This is a genomic window from Rhodanobacter sp. FW510-R10, assembly GCF_058781105.1.
On sequence record NZ_JBYSWL010000001.1, the window covers coordinates 216,044 to 234,381 of the forward strand.

14 protein-coding genes are annotated in these 18,338 nt (G+C 66.1%); 7 read left to right on the forward strand and 7 right to left on the reverse strand.

Annotation, left to right across the window (positions count from 1 at the left end):
• Positions 1–93: 93 nt before the first annotated feature.
• Positions 94–3,174 (reverse strand): TonB-dependent receptor, encoded by a 3,081-nt coding sequence (locus AC3WJB_RS00830; protein WP_492677755.1) that lies wholly within the window; start codon positions 3,172–3,174, stop codon positions 94–96.
• Positions 3,175–3,649: 475 nt separating this feature from the next.
• Positions 3,650–4,432, reverse strand: coding sequence for an SDR family oxidoreductase (locus tag AC3WJB_RS00835; RefSeq protein WP_492677757.1), 783 nt, complete (start codon positions 4,430–4,432; stop codon positions 3,650–3,652).
• A 218-nt stretch (positions 4,433–4,650) separates the two neighbouring features.
• On the opposite strand from AC3WJB_RS00835, the gene AC3WJB_RS00840 reads away from it, so the two are divergent.
• From AC3WJB_RS00840 to AC3WJB_RS00850, 3 genes are all read left to right on the forward strand, one after another.
• Positions 4,651–5,103, forward strand: a complete 453-nt coding sequence (locus AC3WJB_RS00840; protein ID WP_492677759.1) for a hypothetical protein — start codon at positions 4,651–4,653, stop codon at positions 5,101–5,103.
• A 207-nt stretch (positions 5,104–5,310) separates the two neighbouring features.
• A complete protein-coding gene (gene lplB / locus AC3WJB_RS00845) occupies positions 5,311–5,601 on the forward strand; it encodes a lipoate-protein ligase small subunit (RefSeq protein ID WP_492677761.1) in 291 nt (96 codons plus the stop codon).
• The gene (locus tag AC3WJB_RS00850) at positions 5,598–6,374 is read left to right on the forward strand and encodes a lipoate--protein ligase family protein (RefSeq protein ID WP_492677763.1); all 777 of its coding nucleotides are present in this window, start codon (positions 5,598–5,600) and stop codon (positions 6,372–6,374) included. Before lplB ends, AC3WJB_RS00850 begins: the two co-directional genes overlap by 4 nt.
• Before the next feature lie 15 nt (positions 6,375–6,389).
• On the opposite strand, the gene AC3WJB_RS00855 is transcribed toward AC3WJB_RS00850, so the two are convergent.
• On the reverse strand, positions 6,390–6,878 hold the full coding sequence (locus AC3WJB_RS00855) for an NUDIX hydrolase (protein ID WP_492677765.1): 489 nt from the start codon (positions 6,876–6,878) through the stop codon (positions 6,390–6,392).
• Positions 6,879–6,986: 108 nt separating this feature from the next.
• Between AC3WJB_RS00855 and AC3WJB_RS00860 the strand changes: the two genes are divergently transcribed.
• From AC3WJB_RS00860 to AC3WJB_RS00870, 3 genes are read left to right on the forward strand one after another with little or no spacing between them, the layout of a single operon-like run.
• Positions 6,987–7,799, forward strand: coding sequence for a phosphodiester glycosidase family protein (locus AC3WJB_RS00860; protein WP_492677767.1), 813 nt, complete (start codon positions 6,987–6,989; stop codon positions 7,797–7,799).
• On the forward strand, positions 7,796–10,204 hold the full coding sequence (locus tag AC3WJB_RS00865; RefSeq protein ID WP_492677769.1) for a penicillin acylase family protein: 2,409 nt from the start codon (positions 7,796–7,798) through the stop codon (positions 10,202–10,204). Before AC3WJB_RS00860 ends, AC3WJB_RS00865 begins: the two co-directional genes overlap by 4 nt.
• A complete protein-coding gene (locus tag AC3WJB_RS00870; protein WP_492677771.1) occupies positions 10,201–10,530 on the forward strand; it encodes a hypothetical protein in 330 nt (109 codons plus the stop codon). The genes AC3WJB_RS00865 and AC3WJB_RS00870 overlap by 4 nt, the downstream gene beginning before the upstream one ends.
• Positions 10,531–10,654: 124 nt before the next feature.
• Here AC3WJB_RS00870 and dapE read toward each other — a convergent pair whose 3' ends face one another.
• From dapE to dapD, 4 genes are all read right to left on the reverse strand, one after another.
• Positions 10,655–11,803, reverse strand: a complete 1,149-nt coding sequence (gene dapE, locus AC3WJB_RS00875) for a succinyl-diaminopimelate desuccinylase (RefSeq protein WP_492677773.1) — start codon at positions 11,801–11,803, stop codon at positions 10,655–10,657.
• A 46-nt stretch (positions 11,804–11,849) separates the two neighbouring features.
• Positions 11,850–12,914, reverse strand: coding sequence for a VIT1/CCC1 transporter family protein (locus AC3WJB_RS00880; RefSeq protein WP_492677775.1), 1,065 nt, complete (start codon positions 12,912–12,914; stop codon positions 11,850–11,852).
• A 137-nt stretch (positions 12,915–13,051) separates the two neighbouring features.
• Positions 13,052–13,417, reverse strand: coding sequence for a Spx/MgsR family RNA polymerase-binding regulatory protein (locus tag AC3WJB_RS00885; RefSeq protein WP_492677777.1), 366 nt, complete (start codon positions 13,415–13,417; stop codon positions 13,052–13,054).
• Positions 13,418–13,585: 168 nt separating this feature from the next.
• Complete coding sequence (gene dapD, locus AC3WJB_RS00890; protein ID WP_492683020.1) at positions 13,586–14,434, reverse strand: 2,3,4,5-tetrahydropyridine-2,6-dicarboxylate N-succinyltransferase; 849 nt, start codon at positions 14,432–14,434, stop codon at positions 13,586–13,588.
• Positions 14,435–14,816: 382 nt separating this feature from the next.
• Between dapD and AC3WJB_RS00895 the strand changes: the two genes are divergently transcribed.
• Complete coding sequence (locus tag AC3WJB_RS00895) at positions 14,817–18,197, forward strand: WD40/YVTN/BNR-like repeat-containing protein (RefSeq protein ID WP_492677779.1); 3,381 nt, start codon at positions 14,817–14,819, stop codon at positions 18,195–18,197.
• Positions 18,198–18,338: the final 141 nt, after the last annotated feature.

Sequence of the window (18,338 nt, forward strand, 5' to 3'; positions counted from 1 at the left end):
TCGATTTTGTCCTACCGGGTCCACTCACACGCTATAGAAAAATAGGCCGCTAGGTTAGAATCCAGCGGCCTTTTCTAGCACACGATTCCAAAATCAGAAGTCGTAGGTGATGCCGAAGCGCACCGACCGCGGGGTCAGCGAGGAGTACGGCCGCAGCCAATTGACGTTGTCGGACCGCGGATAACGTTGCGTGATCGCCTGGTTGTCGAACACGTTCAGCACGTTCACGTTGAACGCCAGCTTCTGCTGCGCCCACATCGGACGGTACTCGGCACCGAGGTTGACCTGGTAGGTCCACGGCTCATGCTGCTTGCCCGGCGAATACGGCTGGCCATCCCTGCAGAAGTGATAGTAAGGGCCGTAGCCGAGGCCTGGGTTGGTCCCGTTTGGACCGCCGTAGCGCGCCAGACATGTCCTCGGTGCACCGGAAGCAATGAACACGTTGCCGGAAACCATCCACTCGGGCGCCAGCTTGTACGAACCATACGCCTTGATCTGGTGCCGGCGGCTGTTGGCCAGGTCGCCGTTGGCGTAGTCCATCACCGCGGCGTAGTCCCAGTCCACCGTGGCCGAGACGTCGGTCTGGCCGATGTCGGTACGCACCTGGCCTTCGCTGTTGCCGTAGCTGCGCGAGTACAGGTAGTCCACGCGGCCAAACCACTTGCCGTCGAACGGATGCTCCAGGTAGAAGTTCACACCGTAGTACTTGCGCTTCAGCGTGGTGTTGAAGTGGAAGTCCTTCACCCAGTCCATGGGCACGTCATAGTAGCCACCGGCCAGCTTCGGAATCTGGAAGATCGAGGTGCGGCCCGGATTGATCAGGTAACTGCCCTGGATGCTGTCCGGGTCGTAGGTGGCCGGGTCGATGCCCATCGCGTCCATCTTGGCCTGGATCGACGGTGCATCACCGATATCGTCGATCGCATTGCGCAGGTTGCGGTAGGTGGCCTTGACGCCATAGGTCCAGGCTGGGCCCAGCTGCTTGTCGAAGCCCAGGATGTACTCGTCCTGGTACTCCGACTTGAGGTTGGTCGAAGTCGCAGTCCTGGGATCGCGCGGGATGCCGTATTCCAGGTTGGCCGAGATCGGACCGCCGGTGCTGGTCGGGATCTCGGTCAGCCCAGTGGGGATGCCGTGGGCATCGATGCCAGTGTAGGTGTAGTACTGACGGGTATACAGCGAGGCACCCGCCGCACGCAGCGCAACGCTGGCCGGCATGGCCAGGTAGTAACGGCCCGCATTACCGTAAATCTTGAAGCTGGAGTCGCCATTGACATCCCAGCTGAAGCCGACGCGCGGCGCCCACTGCGGGCTGGTCAGGCGCAGGTACGGAATGCTGTCGCTGTTGAAATTGGTGAACTGGTCATTGCGCAGACCGAGCTTGACCAGCCAGCGGTCCGTCACCTGCCAGCTGTCCTCCAGGTACTGCGCACGCTGGGTGGTACGAACCGAGCCACTGGCCTGATAGATATATCTTGCGACGTAGTAACCAGTCTCGCCGCCGGCATAACCGCCGGGTGCCTGGACCCACGGCAATGCCTGCCAGTCAGCACTCGCGGCGGGACCACCGACGATCCATGTAGATGGATCCAAGGCGTTGCCGTCTTTGTCAACCGGATGACTGTATTCCCACGCATAACCTGGGCCTGACGTCGTCTGACCATCATGCGTATCCCGCACGTTCTGGTTGTCGATGCCCGCGGTAAGGGTGTGACTGCCGAGCTTGTAGCTCACATCCAACCGCAGGTTGGTGTTCTTCGAGGTATGCGCCGGGTCGGTGATGCGCAACTCTGTCTGACTATTGATGATTTGGTTGCCGCCAGTTATCGCAGGGTTCTCGAGGTTCGGGTTAATGATGTTTGGATAGGTGGGATCGTAACCAGGGATTTCACTGAACAGCGTGCCGCGCATCTGGCCATACAACGCACTGAAGGTCAGGTTGTCCGTCATATAACTGGTGAACTTGGCCGTATACAGGTCGCTGCCGACCTTGGTGGACGTGTCGTAGCTGTTGAACGTACCCTCGGTATGGGTGGCGTAGTCGTATTTGTTCTTGACGCCTGCGTACGATGATTTGTTCGACGCACCCGTGATTTCCAGGATGTTGTTGTCGGTGATGTTCCAATCCAATTTACCGTACCATTTCGGATTGTCAGTACGGTAATGCGTAACGTAAGGCGCCACGTCGGAACCAGTGGACTGGCCCTGCACACGGTCGGCTTCCACGGCGCCAAAGATGTACAGCTTGTTGGCGATCAGCGGGCCACCGAAATACGCATCCGCCGTAGCATTCCAGGTCTTGTTGTCATAACGGTCCTGGCGGATCTTGCCGCGTGAACCATCCGGGTTGACGTAGTAGTAGCTCCGCGGATCCGCCTTCAGTTCCTTCGGGGTGTACAGCAGCTGGCCGCCAAAGTGCCACTCGTTCGTGCCGCGCTTGCCGATCTGGCTGATCACACCGCCATCGGAACGGCCGTAGGCTGCACCGTAACCGCCGGAGAGGATTTCCTGCTGGTCGATGGCGCCGTACGGCAGAGTCAGGCCACCCATGCCGCTGAGCGGATCGGTGGTGTTGTAGCCGTTCAGGTAATACGCGTTCTCAACCACCGATGAACCGCCAAACGACACCAGGTTGCGGGAGAAGCCGTTCGCATCGGTGAACAGCGCACTGCCAGGCACCACGCCCGGCGCAAGCAGTGCGATTGCCTCGGCGGTGCGCACGATCGGCAAGGCCGCCAACTGCTGCGAAGTCACGACGGTTCGGGAATCCACGCCGCTGATGTCGATGGCCGGCAAGGCGTTGGCCGAAACGCTGACCGTGGCCAGCGAGGTCACCGCCGCAAATGGCACTTCAGTACCGGCGCCGACGACGACGAACACGTTCTCGCGTGTATCCACGACGGCGCCGTCCTTCTTCAGGGTCACGGTGTAATTGCCAGGCGGCAACGCAGACAGGTCGAACCGGCCGGAACTGTCGACCGTGACTTCACGCGTGGTACCGGACGTGCCTTGGACGGTCACCGTTTCGCCGGCGGTGGCCTGACCGAAGATGCGTCCGGTCGTGGATTGTGCGGCCACCGAACCGGCCAGACCCAATCCCAATGCCATGGCCACGGCCACGGCCGTACGGCGACTTGCGATGCGTACTGTTTGCTTGCTGCGATGATTCATCATGTAGCCCTCGGTAAGGGGGGATGGCGCGTACTTGGCCACAGTCGGCGGCTTTGCCCGCAATAGTGCGGCGTGCGGAACAATCCGAGTGCCTTGGCCCCGGTCGAACCACTCGCGTATCTTCCATGGCTGCGTGGGTGGAATGGGGCCAACGTAACATAAAAATTACGAAAGTTCCAACTGCAACTATCCCGCGGCAAAACGCCGCAGTTTGACCTCATGGCGAGGTTCAGATAATGCAGGACGGCCACTTTACCAATGGATGCCTTTACCGACAAATCAACAAGTTAGAGCAAGGTATTTGGCTTCACGCGGTATAGACATATATCCGGATATCATCACGTGGTTTTGACTGCGCGCGCATTATCCGGCAGCCCAAGCCCATGGCCGCGGGACCTCGTTCAGGCTTGCATCCCTTCATTACCAGGGAATTCCGGGTGGGGCCTTGCGGGATCCCGGAAGATAACCAAGTTACGGCTCAGAACCCGCAGGCGAGAAAGCCGCCATCCACGGCCAACACCTGGCCTGTGATGTAGCTGGCTGCCGGAAGACACAGGAAGGCGATGGCCGCGGCAACCTCTTCAGGTTCGCCAATTCGCTCCAGCGGCGTGCGCTCCAGCACTTGGTCGAGATAATCGTCATCGGCGAGTGCCGGTTCCGAGCGCTGGGTACGTATATACCAGGGCGCCACGGCATTGACGCGTATGCCATCCACCGCCCACTCCACGGCCAGGTTGCGGGTGAGCTGGTGCAATGCAGCCTTGCTCATGCCATAGGCCGAGCCGGTACGCACATGGGTCACGCCCGACACCGAACCGACGTTGACGATGGCCGCGTGCGCGTGCTGCACGAGTTGCGGGTGCGCCAGGCGGCACATGGCAAATGCGCTGAACAGGTTCTGCTCGAAGATGGCCTGGACATCGGCATCCGCATAATCGAGCGTGGCGGCCGGATGATTGCCGCCGACATTGTTGACCAGCATTGACAGCGACATGCCCAGATCATGGATCCAGTCGAACACCGCCAGGCGCTCCTCGGCCTCGGTGAGGTCGGCCGCAAAGGCAAGCACTTCACGCGCGTCGAATTCGCCAGCGAGCTCGCCACGGACCTGCTCCAGGCGGTCGGCATCGCGTGCGACCAGCAGCAAGTCGGCACCGAGCCCGGCCAATTCCCTCGCCGTGGCGTAACCAATGCCGCGACTGGCCCCGGTGACTAGGATGGTTTGCCCGGACAGTTGCCAGGCGTCGAGGCGGTTGTTCATGCCCAGACTTTAGCCGAAACCAGGTTGGGCAATGTTGGTGCGCTCGTCCGGGTGGCGCCATTCACCGATCCTGCGTGGTAGGCACACTGGCTCCGCCCGCATTGGAGTCCCGGAACCACCCGCGAGCAGATGAACTTACCGTCGCGCCACGTTTCCAAGTCGACGTGTGCACGCCGTGGTCCGTGGCGCGTTACATCCCTGTCTTGCGGAGTACGTCCATGCACCACCTCACCGCTACCCTCCTTGCCGCCGCCGGTCTGCTGATCGCTGCGGCCGCCTGCGCCCAGGCGCCACCACCGCTCAACCTCAAGTTGCCTGGCGAGGCGACGCCAACAGCGGCCGGCACCACCAGGACACCATCGCCAACCGCGGTGCCGGCAGCCAACACGGCGCCCGGCGTGTATTACGGCGACACCAGCGGACGCATGGGCAATACCGTGGCCGACGCACCGGTCGCGCCGCCCTGCGATGACTCGACCTACAACGAACCCCAGGTCCACGGCAGCGTCGGCGCGGGGGTGATGAGCGGCAGCCGCATCGGCACCGGCAGCTATGAATCAGGCACCGTCAACGTCAGCAAGCGCTACGGCAGCTGTGACCAACCCACCGGCGGGGTGCGCATGTCCATCAGCGTCGGCCAGGGCCATTTGAGCCCGCGCGGTCGCTGGTAGCACTCCCTCTGCCCCTGACGGCTCCATCGTTTGGGGGAGAAGGAGTCATGGCTTCAGTTGCGCCGGAAGTCCAGGCCTGCACGCTATCCGCGCACACTCCCCGGACGGCCACATCGCCGGGGAGTGGAGTGCACGCCGCATGACCACGGTCATTGGCCCAGCCGCCGCCGGGCCGGTATTCTTGGGCGATACGCCCATGAGAAAGCCATGCACGGTGAATACAAGATGCCAGGCGGCAAGCTGGTGGTGATCGACCTCGAGGTACGGGCCGGCAGGCTGGCCAATGTCCAGTTGAGCGGGGACTTTTTCCTCGAGCCCGACGGCGTGCTGCATGTCATCGACGCCGCACTCGACGGGCTGGAGGCGAACCTCCCGCAAGCCGCCATGACCCGCGCCATCGAGGCCGCCATTCCCGCCACGGCGATGCTCTACGGCATCTCGCCCGACGCGGTGGCCACCGCGGTGCAACGCGCGCTGCACGGGGAGCACGGCGCATGAGCCGCACGACCTGGCGTGACCACGATTGGCAGTTAATCCACACCGACGCACAGACCCCGAGCCAGCACATGGCGCTGGATGCGGTGCTGACCGACGAAGTGGGCAGCGGGCGGCGCCAGCCGACCTTGCGCATCTGGGAGTGGGCGTCCTCGGCGGTGGTGATCGGCCGCTTTCAGTCGCTGCGCAACGAAGTCGACGCCGAGGCCGCCGAGCGGCACGGCATCGAGGTGGTGCGGCGCATCAGCGGCGGCGGCGCCATGTTCATCGAACCCGGCAACACCATCACCTATTCGATCTACGCCCCGCAGTCGCTGATCCAGGGCCTGCCTTTCAGCGCCGCCTATGCCTACATGGACGAATGGGTGCTGGCGGCACTGGGCGAACTGGGCATCGAGGCGTGGTACCAGCCGCTGAACGACATCACCTCGGCCGGCGGCAAGATTGCCGGCGCCGCGCAGGTCCGGCGCGGTGGCGCCGTGTTGCATCACGTCACCATGGCCTACGACATCGACACCACCAAGATGCTCGAGGTGCTGCGCATCGGGCGGGAAAAACTCTCCGACAAGGGCACCAAGAGTGCCGCCAAGCGGGTGGATCCGCTGCGCAGCCAAACCGGCCTGTCGCGCGCCAGCGTGATCGAGGCCATGATCGGTACGTTCCGAAGGCTGCACGGCCTGCACGACGATGCCTTGCGCAGCGAGGAAATCGCCGCCGCCCAGGTCCGGGCGGCAGAAAAGTTCGCCAACCCGACATGGACCGCCGACGTGCCCTGATGCCGCGTGGCCCGGCTACATGCGGGTCATCGACCAGGACACTACATGCCCACCGTGATACGGCATCACGCCGTGGAACGGGCGCGGGTCGTCGTCAAACACCAGCGGCAGGAAATAGCGATCGCCATCCCACATCGGCAGCTCGTGCAAGCGTTCGCGGGCAACCCACTGCAGCGTCCCTTCATGGTTGCCCGGGAGCGGCGTACCCTCGTAGCTTTCGATCAGGAAGATGAAGCCGAACCAATCCTCACCGTGGATGCCGAATCCCGGCCAGTTCACCGTGCCGCGCAGGCGCATCGAGGTGCAGGTGATGCCGGCCTCTTCCATGATTTCGCGGCGCATGCCCGCCGCCACGTCCTCATTGGCTTCCAGCTTGCCGCCCAGGCCGTTGTACTTGCCAAGATGTTGGTCGTCCGGGCGCGCATTGCGGTTGATCATCAGGACTTGCGTGCCGTCGGGCGACAACACATATCCCAAGGTACCCATGATCGGCGCATACGGCATGGTGCCATCCCACGATTCAAAACCGACATTGTAACGGTGACCAACGTTGCCGGCCCGCAGCTTCCCGACGCCCTTGCGTCCATCCACGTGCGCAGCGACCATCCCCGGATGACCCGATCCTCCATTGCCAAGTCACGTCGTCACCCCTGCACGTGGCGCAACCTGTTGCTGCCAGCGCTGCTGGCCAGCCTGTGTGCGTGCGCCGGCGCCGCATCTCCGCTGGACAGCAAGGAGATCACCTATGCCGGCCTGAACTACCGTGTGGTGCGCATCGATCTCAAGCACGAAGTGCTATCGCTGCATTGGCGCAACCCGCAAAACGGCCAAGCCTTCGGCAGCATCGAATCGCTGCGTGCCTGGGGCGCCGAACATGGCCAGCGCCTGTTGTTTGCCGCCAATGCCGGCATCTATGACAAGCAGTCCGCACCGCTGGGCCTGCACGTGGAAAACGGCAAGACCCTGGTACCGCTCAACCTGACCCACGGCAACCCGGCTTCCGGCAACTTCTCCCTGCTGCCCAACGGCGTGTTCGCCATTTATCCAGATGGGCACGCCGCGGTACACACCAGCGAGGCGTTCAAGGCCGCCGATCAGCCTGTGCAATGGGCCACGCAATCGGGGCCCATGTTGGTCATCGACGGCAAGCTCAACGCCCAATTCATCGATGATTCGGGCAGCGTGAAATTCCGCAGCGGGGTGTGCGCCCAGACGCCGGGCAGGGTGGTGTTTGCGGTCAGCGAGGTGCCAGTGAACTTCCATGCCTTCGCCAGCCTGTTTCGCGACAAGCTTGGCTGCCGCGACGCCCTGTACCTGGATGGCAGCATTTCACAGCTCTACGTGGACGGTCAGGATTACGCCGGGGCACCGAACTTCATGGTCAAGCCCTATGCCGGGATCTTTGCCGTGTTTGCCAAGCCATGACCGCACGGCATTGGCACCTGCTGCGCTGGACGGGCGCAGCCTTCCTGGCCGCAGCGATCGTGCTCGCCGGCGCGGGGTGGTGGCTGCTGGCGAGCAGCCGCGCCCAGCTGGATGGCCAGCGCGCGCTGCCCGGCCTGCATGACCGCGTCACGCTGCAGCGCGATGCCCTCGGCACGCTTACCGTGACCGGAGCCGACCGGGCGGATCTCAGTTATGCCCTGGGTTTCGTGCATGCCCAGGAACGCTTCTTCGCCATGGACCTGATGCGCCGCGCCGCGGCCGGCGAACTGGCCGCCCTGCTGGGCCCACGCGCCTTGCCGCTCGACCTGGACCATCGCCGGCACCGCCTGCGCGCCGTGGTGCATGCCGCCTACCTGCAGTTGCCGGCCGGGCAGCAGGCGCAATTGCAGCGCTATCGCGACGGGGTCAACGCCGGGCTCGCCGCGCTGCGCGTACGACCCTGGGAATATCTGCTGCTGCGGACCAAGCCGCAGCGCTGGCAGGTGGACGACAGCATGCTGATGATCGCCGCCATGTACCTGGAGCTGCAGGACAACGGCAACAACCTGCGCGAATTGCGCCTGGCGCAAATGCGGGCGGTCCTGCCCAGGCCGTTGGCGGATTTCCTGCTGGCCCCTGACCCGGACTGGGAGGCGCCGCTGCAAGGTGCCCTGTCGCGCCGCCCGGTATTGCCGGACGCCGGGATGATCGACCTGCGCTCGCAACCGTCGCGCCCGGCCAGCGCCAGCCTCGCCGCGGCACTGCAGCCGGCCACCCAGTCGAAATATATCGGCAGCAACAGCTTTGCCGTCGCCGGCCAGCTGACCGCCAACGGCGCGGCCCTGCTCGCCAACGACATGCACCTGCGCCTCGGCGTGCCAAACATCTGGTTCCGTACCCGCCTGCGTTACCCCGACCCCGCCGCGCCAGGCGGCGAGCGCGACCTCAATGGCGTGAGCCTGCCCGGCATGCCGGCCCTGGTCGTCGGCTCCAACGGCCAGGTCGCCTGGGGCTTCACCAACAGCGCCGGCGACTGGGCCGACTGGGTGCGCGTGCTGCGCGACCCCGACGACCCGGAACGCTACAAGGTGCCCGATGGCTGGGCGCGGATCGAGCACCACGTCGAGCACATTGCAGTCAAGGGTGGCGCGGACGTCGAGCTGGACATCGCACAGACCCGCTGGGGACCGATCATGGGCGCGGATACCGATGGCGTGCCGCTGGCGCTGTCCTGGGTCGGCGCCCAGCCGCGGGCGTACAACCTGAATCTGGTGCGCATGGAGCATGCCGCCACGGTCGACGCCGCGCTCGATCTTGGACCACAACTCGGCATTCCGGCACAAAACCTGCTGGTGGCAGATGATGCCGGGCACATTGGCTGGACCATTGCCGGCAACAGCCTGCCGCTGCGTGGTCCAGCCAACCCGCTGGTGCCGACCGACTGGTCAAGCGCCGGCGCTGGCTGGCGGGGCTGGGCTGATGCCGCGCAGTACCCGCGCATCGAGGACCCGGCGTCCGGTCGGCTGTGGACGGCCAACAACCGCACCACCGGCGGGACTGCGCTGGCCCTGCTCGGTGACGGCGGCTACGACCTTGGCGCCCGCGCGCAGCAGATCCGCAACGACCTCTACGCACACCGGTCCTTCGTGCCCGGCAACCTCACCGACATCCAGCTCGACGACCGTGCCGTGCTGCTCACGCGCTGGCAGCGCCTGCTGCAAAGAACACTGGCCGACGCCACCGATCCCGGCTTGCAACAGCTGCGCAAGCTCACCGCCAACTGGCAGGATCGGGCCGCGACGCGCAGCGTGGATTACCGGCTGGTGCGCGAGTTCCGCATCCAGGTCACCGATGCCGCCTTGGCACCGTTCGCGGCCATGGTCAGGGAACGCTATCCGGATTTCACCTGGCCACAGGGCAGCCCAGCTGAAGCCGCGGTATGGATGCTGCTCCGCGCCCGGCCCGAACATCTACTCGACCGTCAGTACGCCGACTGGCATGCCCTGCTCTTGGCCGCTGCCCGCAAGGTCGTTGCGACGCTCGGCACCCAGCCTGGTGGCCTGGCCGCACGCACCTGGGGCGAGCACAACCGCAGCGCCATCCGCCATCCACTCGCCCCGGCACTGCCAGCGTGGCTGGCGCGTTTCATCGACATGCCCGATCAAGCCTTGCCCGGCGACCGCGACATGCCGCGCGTCGCCGCACCGGGATTTGGCGCCTCCGAACGTCTCGCGGTCGCTCCCGGCGACGAAGCGCACGGCCGCCTGGGCATGCCCGGCGGACAGAGTGACAATCCGCTGTCGCCGTTCTTTGGCGCCGGATACGCGGCCTGGGCTGACGGACACCCGATGCCCCTGCTGCCCGGTCCGGTCCGCCACACGTTGACGCTGACCCCCGCACGATGAGCAAGTACGACGACCTGTATCGCCTGAACCGGCTGCTGGACCGCATGGAGCGGCAGCTGCCGGGATGGCTGATGCGCATCCTGCGCTGGCTGCGCGCGCCCGCGTCGCGCTGGGTGCGCGTGCCACTCGGCATGTTCCTGATCGTGGGTGGCCTGCTCGCCATCCTGCCCGTGTTCGGCCTGTGGATGCTGCCGCTCGGCGTCCTGTTGCTCGCGCTGGACGTGCCCCTGCTGCGCCGTCCGGCGCGGCGCGGCACGCTGTGCATCGAACGGCGCTACCTGCACTGGAAACGCGAACGCCGCGCCCGCCGCGAGATGGATCGCTGACTGCTTCGGCTTGGAACTCCCTCTTCCGTGCCGGCTTTACGTAAACCTCTCTCTCGCCGATGGCTTCAGGTAACTCTCCCTCTCCCACGACGGCTTCATCGTGGGGGGAGAGGGAAAATCACCATCAGGGCAGCAGGCGTTCGCAAATGGCTCGGTAGACGGCCGGAAGCATTTCCAGCTCATCCAGCGCGATGCATTCGTCAACCTTGTGGATGCTGGCATTGACCGGCCCGAGCTCCACCACCTCTGCGCCGAGCGGAGCAATGAAGCGGCCATCCGAGGTGCCTCCACCGGTGCTCTGCTCCGGCTCGCGGCCGCACAACTCGCGGCAGACGTCGACCACGACCCCGCGCAGCCGGCCGCCGGCCGGGGCCAGGAAGGGCGCGCCGGACGCGCTCCACTCGATCTGGAAATCCAGGTCATGCCGGCACAGGATCGCCTCGCTGCGCGCGCGCAAGGCCTCCAGCGTGCTGGCCGTGCCGTAGCGGAAATTGAACAGCGCCGTCAGCTCGCCCGGGATGACGTTGCCCGCACCGGTGCCGGCGTGCAGGTTGGAGACCTGCATGGACGTGGGCGGGAAGTCCGCGTCGCCCTCATCCCAGCGCTCGGCGGCCAGCTCGGCCAGCGCCGGCGCGAAGGCGTGGATCGGGTTCAGTGCGTTTTCCGGATAAGCCACGTGACCCTGCACGCCACGCACGCGCAGCGTGGCCGACAGCGAACCGCGGCGCCCCACGCGGATGCGGTCACCCAACACGCTGCTCGCCGATGGCTCGCCGACGACGCACCAGTCGATGCGCTCGCCAATGGCCCGGAAGCGCTCGGCCAGCTTGCGCACGCCATCCAGGTTGGTCGGCCCTTCCTCGTCGCTGGTCAGCAGCAGACCGACGCGGCCGGCATGCGCCGGACAGGCCGCCACGAACTGCTCGAGCGCCACCACCATGGCCGCCACCGATCCCTTCATGTCGGCGGCACCGCGACCGTATAGAAGGCCATCGCGGATCGTCGGCGCGAACGGCGGGCTGTGCCAGGCGGCCTCGGGCCCGCTCGGCACCACGTCGGTATGGCCGAGGAACATCAGCAGCGGAGCGTCGTCCCGGGCACCAACTTCGCCATGCGTGGCCCAGAGGTTGTCCACCGCTCCGTGGTGCGCGTACTCGACGCGAAACCCGGCCCGCGCGAGCCGCGTGCCAATCAGCGCCTGGCAACCGGCGTCGTCCGGGGTCAGCGACCGGCGGGCGATCAACTCGCGGGCAAGATCCAGGACGGCGGACATGGGCAGCCTGCTTGGCGCAATGGCGACGCCGCAGCATAGCAAGCCCTCAGGTCCCCAGTGCCACGCCCAGCAGATGGCCCACGGCATAGGTGATCGTTGCCGCGGCCGTGGTGATCGCCGCCTGCCGCGCGATCGAGAACAACACGCCGCGGCCGGTGAACAGCGCCGTGCCGAGGCCGATCAGGGTCAGGCCCAGCAACGTCGTGCCGGCACTGGCGACCAGCGCGGCTTTCCCGCCCAGGAAAAAATACGGCGCCACGGGAAACCAGGCGCCGCACGCGAACATGCAGAACGAGGACACCGCCGCGCTCCACGCCGAGCCGCCGAGTTCACCCGGGTCGACGCCGAGCTCCTCGCGCACCAGCATGTCCAGCGCCGCGCGCGGCGCCTCGGCGACATGGCCGGCCAAATGCTCGGCGGCAGCCGGCTGCAGGCCCTTGTCGCGATAAAGATCGGCGATGTGCCGCTTGCCGTCCTCGGGCGCCACGGCAAAGCGTTCGGCGCGCGCGGTGATCTGGGCCTGATAGAACTCGCGCGAGCTGTTCACCGACAGCCACTCACCCATGGCCATTGAACAGGCGCCTGCCACCAGGCCAGCCAGGCCGGCCAGCAGCACGGCGTGGTCGCCGGCCACGGCACCGGCCATGCCCATGACCAGACTGACATTCGACACCAGGCCGTCGTTGGCGCCGAGCACGGCCGCGCGCAGGGTGTTGCCGCTGCCGGTGCGGTGGCGATGGCGCTGGACCGGGCTGGCAAGCGCGTCGGCAAAATGGTCGCGATGCCCGCTGCGGTCAACGGGGGTGGCGGCATGATCGGCGTGCTCCAGGCGCACCACGGTCGGCATCACGAAACCGGTGCCGAAGCGCTGCGCAAACCAGCCCAGGATGCGGACGCGCACGCCGATCCGCAGTGCCGGAACCGGCTCGCCCAGCTGGCGCAGGCGTTCCTCCCAGAACTGCGCGTTGGCCCGCTCGCCGGCGGCGATGCGCCGGTAGGCCTGGCCCAGGCGGGCGCTGTCGGCCAGCGCCGCGAGCCGCTCGTACAACGCCTCGTTGTCGCGTTCGATGCGCAGGTTGTCGCGATAGCGCTGGGCTGGACGCCTGCTCACGCCCCGGCCCCGCCGGCGCTTGGCGGGCGCGGGGCGCAGCGTGCCGCGGGCAGCTCGAGGAGTTGACGATCAGGCATGACGAAGGAGGACTGTGGCGCCACCGCGCAGCGTAGCAACGAAGCCGTGGCCATGCTGCGTCAGCATGGAAACAGGCGCTTGAACGCGTTGTCGGTGAAGCCCACGCTGATCGTGCCGTCGGCCAGCACGACCACTGGACGGCGAATCAGCGCCGGATATTCCTTGAGCAGCAGCGTCCATTCGGGATCGCTGCCCGGCCCCGGGTCCTTGCGTTGCGGCAACAACTGGCGCCAGGTGGTGGACGACTTGTTGACCAGGTGTTCCCATCCGCCGAGCGCCGCGGCCCATTGCTTCAGCGTGGCCGCCGGCACCGGATTGGCGCGGTAGTCCACGAACGCGTGCTCGATGTGGAAGCGCTCCAGCCAGCGACGCGCCTTGCGGCAGGTGTCGCAGTTGGGCAGGCCATACAGGGTGGTCGTCGCCATGTTGATTCCCGGAGCGCGCCGGCCCGGAAATCCACCGGGTACGGGCGCAAAGTCATTGAAGATGATCAGCACAGAAGCATATCGCGTGGACGTTTCCGGAACCGCCTTTGCCTCATCCGGTATCGTGCCAGGGCGCCGAAGCTCTACCTGGCGTCAAATCAGGATTCCCTAAGCCTCGCGCAGCAGCTCGTTGATGCTGGTCTTGCTGCGCGTGCGCTCGTCCACCCGCTTGACGATGATGGCCGCATACAGACTGTGGCTGCCATCGGCGGCAGGCAGGCTGCCGGCGACAACCACGCTGCCCGCGGGCACGCGGCCGTAACTGGTCTGGCCATTGGCGCGGTCGTAGATGCGCGTCGACTGGCCGAGGAAGACGCCCATGCCGATGACACTGCCACGCTCGACCACCACGCCCTCCACCACCTCCGAACGCGCGCCGATGAAACAACCGTCCTCGATGATCGTCGGCGCCGCCTGCAGCGGTTCCAGCACGCCGCCGATGCCGACGCCGCCGGAGAGGTGCACGCCGGCACCGATCTGGGCGCAGGAACCGACCGTCGCCCAGGTGTCGACCATGCTGCCGGGGCCCACGTAGGCACCGATGTTGACGTAGCTTGGCATCAGGACCGCGTCCGGCGCGACATGCGCACCCCGGCGTACCAGCGCGCCGGGAACCACGCGCGCGCCGAGGGTGCGCAAGCTGGCCTCGTCCCCGTGGCCAAAACGCAAGGGGACCTTGTCGTAGGCCAGCGCCGGGCCACCATCGACGACAGCGTTGGCAGCGACACGGAAATACAACAGCACCGCCTTCTTCACCCACTGGTTGACGCTCCAGCCACCGTCGCCATCGGGCTGCGCGACGCGCAGGCGCCCGGCTTCCAACTCGTCCAGGATCCGCTCGAGTGCCGGGCGCAGACGCCCATCGACCTCGGCCGCCCCCAGCACGTCGCGCCGCGCAAACGCGTCGTCCACCAACGCTTCCCATTCCGTCGCCACACTCACCTCCGTCGCCGCCAGCGGCCTAGGGTAGCCGGTAGAAGCGCAGCCGGCCGTCTTCGCGCTGCGTGGGGCGGTACGGACCGTGAGGCTGGGAGGCCAAACGCTGGTCAGTGGAACGGGGCGCTGGTAAGGTTCCGGGTTCAAATAACACTTGTCTCAAGCGCAGGGGTCCTTGAGGATCGTCTGAACAACATGCTCTTGATCGTCATTCCCGCGGAAGCGGGAATCCAGTGCCCTTAAACTTCAACAACTTGACTTCACTGGATCCCCGCTTTCGCGGGGATGACGCCGATAGATCAGACTTTCCGTGGATTTCGTCATTCCCGCATAGGCGTGACGGCGCTCCAGCAAGTGTCATTGTTCCGGGTTCGCCTCTTCCCATTCCCTGCGGAGCCTCCGAATGTCGATCTCACGCCTGCTCGGCCTCACCATTGCCGGCTTCGTCGCGGCTGTCACCACGCTCGTGGCGCCGCCTTCGGTGGCCAAGGCGCAAGCGAACGCCACGGCGCCAACCGACCGGTCCACGCAGTACTACGCAGAGATGCACTGGCGCACCATCGGCCCGACCCGCGGCGGCCGCGCCAGGGCATTGGATGGCGTGCCCAGCCAACCCAACGTGTTCTACGCCGGCTTCGACAACGGCGGCGTGTGGCGCTCGACCGACTACGGCTCGAACTGGGTGCCGCTGTTCGACAAGGAGCCGACCGGCTCGATCGGTGCCATTGCCGTGGCACCTTCGGACCCCAACGTCATCTACGTCGGCACCGGCGCCGGCATCATCCGCCCGGACCTCGCCGTGGGCGATGGCATGTACAAATCCACCGACGCCGGCAAGACCTGGACCCACCTCGGCTTGCGCGACACACAGATGATTGCGCACATCGCGGTCGATCCGCGCGATCCAAACCGCCTGTTCGTCGCCGCGCTCGGCCATCCCTACGGCCCGAACGAGGAGCGTGGCATCTTCCGCTCCACCGACGGGGGCAAGACGTTCCAGAAAGTGCTGTACAAGAACGAGTACGTCAGCGGCAACGACGTGCGCATCGATCCCAGCAACCCGGACATCGTCTACGCCGGGCTGTGGCAGCAGCAGCAGAGCTACATCGAGGGCAAGGAGTTCGGCGGCACCGCGGGCGGCATCTTCAAGTCCACGGACGGCGGCAGCACCTGGAAGGAACTGACCGACGGCCTGCCCGCCGGCGTGATCGAAGCCAACCTCAGCATCGCCCCGAGCAACCCGAACATCGTCTACGCCATGGTGGCCGGCACGGCCGGTAAGGTGCCTACGGCTAAGGAAGGCACGACCGGCACGGTGCAGTTCTACAAGTCCCGCGACGGCGGCGAGCACTGGACCCTGGCCGCGCGTGACCCGGCCAATCCCGGCGCATCGCCGGACGCCGTGCTCGACCCGCGGCCGGCGACGCGCATTGGCGGCGGCGACCTGCCGACCCTGGCCGTCGACGGCAAGGACGCAAACGTGGTCTACGCCGCCTCCACCGTGTTCTGGCGCACCGAGGATGGCGGCGTCACCTGGAACGCGGTCCGCGGCGGGCCGAACGGGGATGACTACCAGAAGCCCTGGGTCAACCCAAACAACTCCAACATCATCTTCGTCGTGGTCGACCAGGGCGCGACGGTCTCAGCCAACCGCGGCGCTTCGTGGAGCACCTGGTACAACCAGCTCACCGGCGCGATGTACCACGTGACTGCGGACGATGCGTTCCCCTATCGCGTGTGCAGCGGGCAGCAGGATTCGGGCTCGGCCTGCGTCGACAGCCGCTCGATGGACGGTCGTATCACGTTCCACGACTGGCACTCGGTGAGCATCCAGGAGTACGGCATCGCCGCCCCCGACCCGAAGGATCCGGACCTGGTGTTCGGCAGTGCCCGCAACAACGTCACCCTGTATGACCGTCGCACCGGGCAAAGCACCCAGGTCGGGCCGTCGCGCGAGCAGCGCGGCAAGAGCTACGACCGCAACGTGCGCACGATGCCGCTCCTGTGGTCGCCGAAGGACCCGACGCTGCTCTACTACGCCTCGAACGTGGTGTGGAAGACCACCGACCAGGGGCATAGCTGGACCCGCATCAGCCCCGACCTGGCCCGGCCGGACTGGAAGACGCCGGCTTCCGTAGGCAAGTATTCCAAGCAGGTCAAGCCAGGCGCCGAAGGCAGCATCACCGCGCTCGCCGCTTCCCCGCTCGACACCGACGTGCTCTGGGCCGGCACCGACGACGGCAATATCCAGGTCACCCTGGATGGCGGCGCCAAGTGGTCCAACGTGACCCCGCCCGCAATCAAGCCGTGGACGCGCATCTACAACATCGAGGCCGGGCACTTCGACAAGCTGACCGCTTATGCCGCCGCCAACACCATGCGCATCGACGACATGAACCCGCACCTGTGGCGCACGCATGATGGCGGCAAGACCTGGACCGAGATCAACAACGGCATCGATCCCGGCGTGCTGACCAACACCATCCGCGAAGACCCGCGCAAGCCGGGCCTGCTCTACGCCGGCACGGACACCCAGGTCTGGGTTTCGTTTGACGATGGCGACCATTGGCAATCCCTGCGCCTGGACATGCCGGCGATCTCGGTGCGCGACCTGAAGATCAAGGACGACGAGAAGTGCGGCTGCTCCGACCTGATTGCCGGCACGCATGGCCGCGGCTTCTACATCCTGGACGACGTGACCCCGCTGCGCCAGATTGCCGAGGCACGCCAGGCCGATCCGGCCTACCTGTTCAAGCCGCAGGTGGCGACGCGCGTGCGCCTGGTCACCTACGATTCGATGCCGTTCCCGCCGGAAGTCCCCTCGGGCGAGAACCCGCCAAACGGCGCCATCATCGACTACTACCTTGCCTCCGACGTGGATGGTCCGCTGACCATCGACATCCTGGATGCAGCCGGCAAGGTGGTGCGGACCTACGAGAGCGGCCTCACCCGCGAGGTGGATCCCGCGCTCGATCCGGACGCCTACAACAAGGTGTGCCACGCGACCCCACATGCGCCGGACTGCAGCATCCCACTGTACTGGCCGGCACCGACCAGGGCCCTGTCGACCAAGGCGGGCATGCACCGCATCAGCTGGAGCATGCGCTACCAGCCGCTGGCGCAGGAGCGCTCGGAAATCCGGCGGCCGATCGTGATCCCGCACCGCAGCTCGGTCGTGCCCAGCTCGCCCTGGGCGCCGCCCGGCACGTACACCGTGCGCCTCACGGCCGCGGGCAAGACCTGGACCCAGCCGCTGACCGTGCGCCTCGACCCGCGCGTGACGGTGCCGGCGGCTGAGCTCGCCCAGGCGAACCAGCTCTCGGTGGAAATGTACGAGCTCGCGCGCACCACGATCATGGCCTACGGCCAGGCGCATGATCTCGGCGCGGCCGTGGCCAAGCTGGAAGGCGCGAATCCGGCCGCCAAGTCGTTCAAGACCAGCCTCGATGGCATTGCCGAATCCGGCGGCGCCCGGCGCTTCGGCCTGCCCTATCCGACCCCGGCCACGCTGAAGGACGTGAGCAACGCCGCTCTGGCCGCCTCGCTGGCGTTCGAATCGGCAGACCGCGCCCCGACCCAGGCACAGCTCGAGGCCTGCGACCAGGCACGCGCGATTGCCAAGACCGTGCTGGCCAAGTGGGACGAGGTGAAGGGGGCAGGTCTCGCCGCCTTCAACGCCAAGCTCACCGCAAAGGGCCAGCCGGCCCTGAGCCTGCCGGCGCCGCGCCTGCCGAAGGTGTTGCCGGCGGATACCAACGGCAACTTCTACCAGCAGCTCAAGTAACTCGAACTCATCCTTGTGGGATCGGTGGGAGCCCGCTCGCGGGCTCCCCGACAAGCATATCCGGCGGGGGTGTCACTCCCGCCGGACACGGTTGGCCGCTGGCGACTTCAATGCTAGAGTTCCAGAGCTTTACGATGCACG

Excerpts from the sequence above, each read along its gene's own strand:
- AC3WJB_RS00830 (WP_492677755.1), bottom strand. The coding sequence starts at position 3,174 with ATGATGAATCATCGCAGCAAGCAAACAGTACGCATCGCAAGTCGCCGT.
- AC3WJB_RS00895 (WP_492677779.1), top strand. The coding sequence starts at position 14,817 with ATGTCGATCTCACGCCTGCTCGGCCTCACCATTGCCGGCTTCGTCGCG.
- AC3WJB_RS00860 (WP_492677767.1), top strand. The coding sequence starts at position 6,987 with ATGACCCGATCCTCCATTGCCAAGTCACGTCGTCACCCCTGCACGTGG.
- AC3WJB_RS00870 (WP_492677771.1), top strand. The coding sequence starts at position 10,201 with ATGAGCAAGTACGACGACCTGTATCGCCTGAACCGGCTGCTGGACCGC.
- AC3WJB_RS00840 (WP_492677759.1), top strand. The coding sequence starts at position 4,651 with ATGCACCACCTCACCGCTACCCTCCTTGCCGCCGCCGGTCTGCTGATC.
- lplB (WP_492677761.1), top strand. The coding sequence starts at position 5,311 with ATGCACGGTGAATACAAGATGCCAGGCGGCAAGCTGGTGGTGATCGAC.
- AC3WJB_RS00835 (WP_492677757.1), bottom strand. The coding sequence starts at position 4,432 with ATGAACAACCGCCTCGACGCCTGGCAACTGTCCGGGCAAACCATCCTA.
- AC3WJB_RS00865 (WP_492677769.1), top strand. The coding sequence starts at position 7,796 with ATGACCGCACGGCATTGGCACCTGCTGCGCTGGACGGGCGCAGCCTTC.
- AC3WJB_RS00855 (WP_492677765.1), bottom strand. The coding sequence starts at position 6,878 with ATGCCGTATGCGCCGATCATGGGTACCTTGGGATATGTGTTGTCGCCC.
- AC3WJB_RS00850 (WP_492677763.1), top strand. The coding sequence starts at position 5,598 with ATGAGCCGCACGACCTGGCGTGACCACGATTGGCAGTTAATCCACACC.
- dapE (WP_492677773.1), bottom strand. The coding sequence starts at position 11,803 with ATGTCCGCCGTCCTGGATCTTGCCCGCGAGTTGATCGCCCGCCGGTCG.
- AC3WJB_RS00885 (WP_492677777.1), bottom strand. The coding sequence starts at position 13,417 with ATGGCGACGACCACCCTGTATGGCCTGCCCAACTGCGACACCTGCCGC.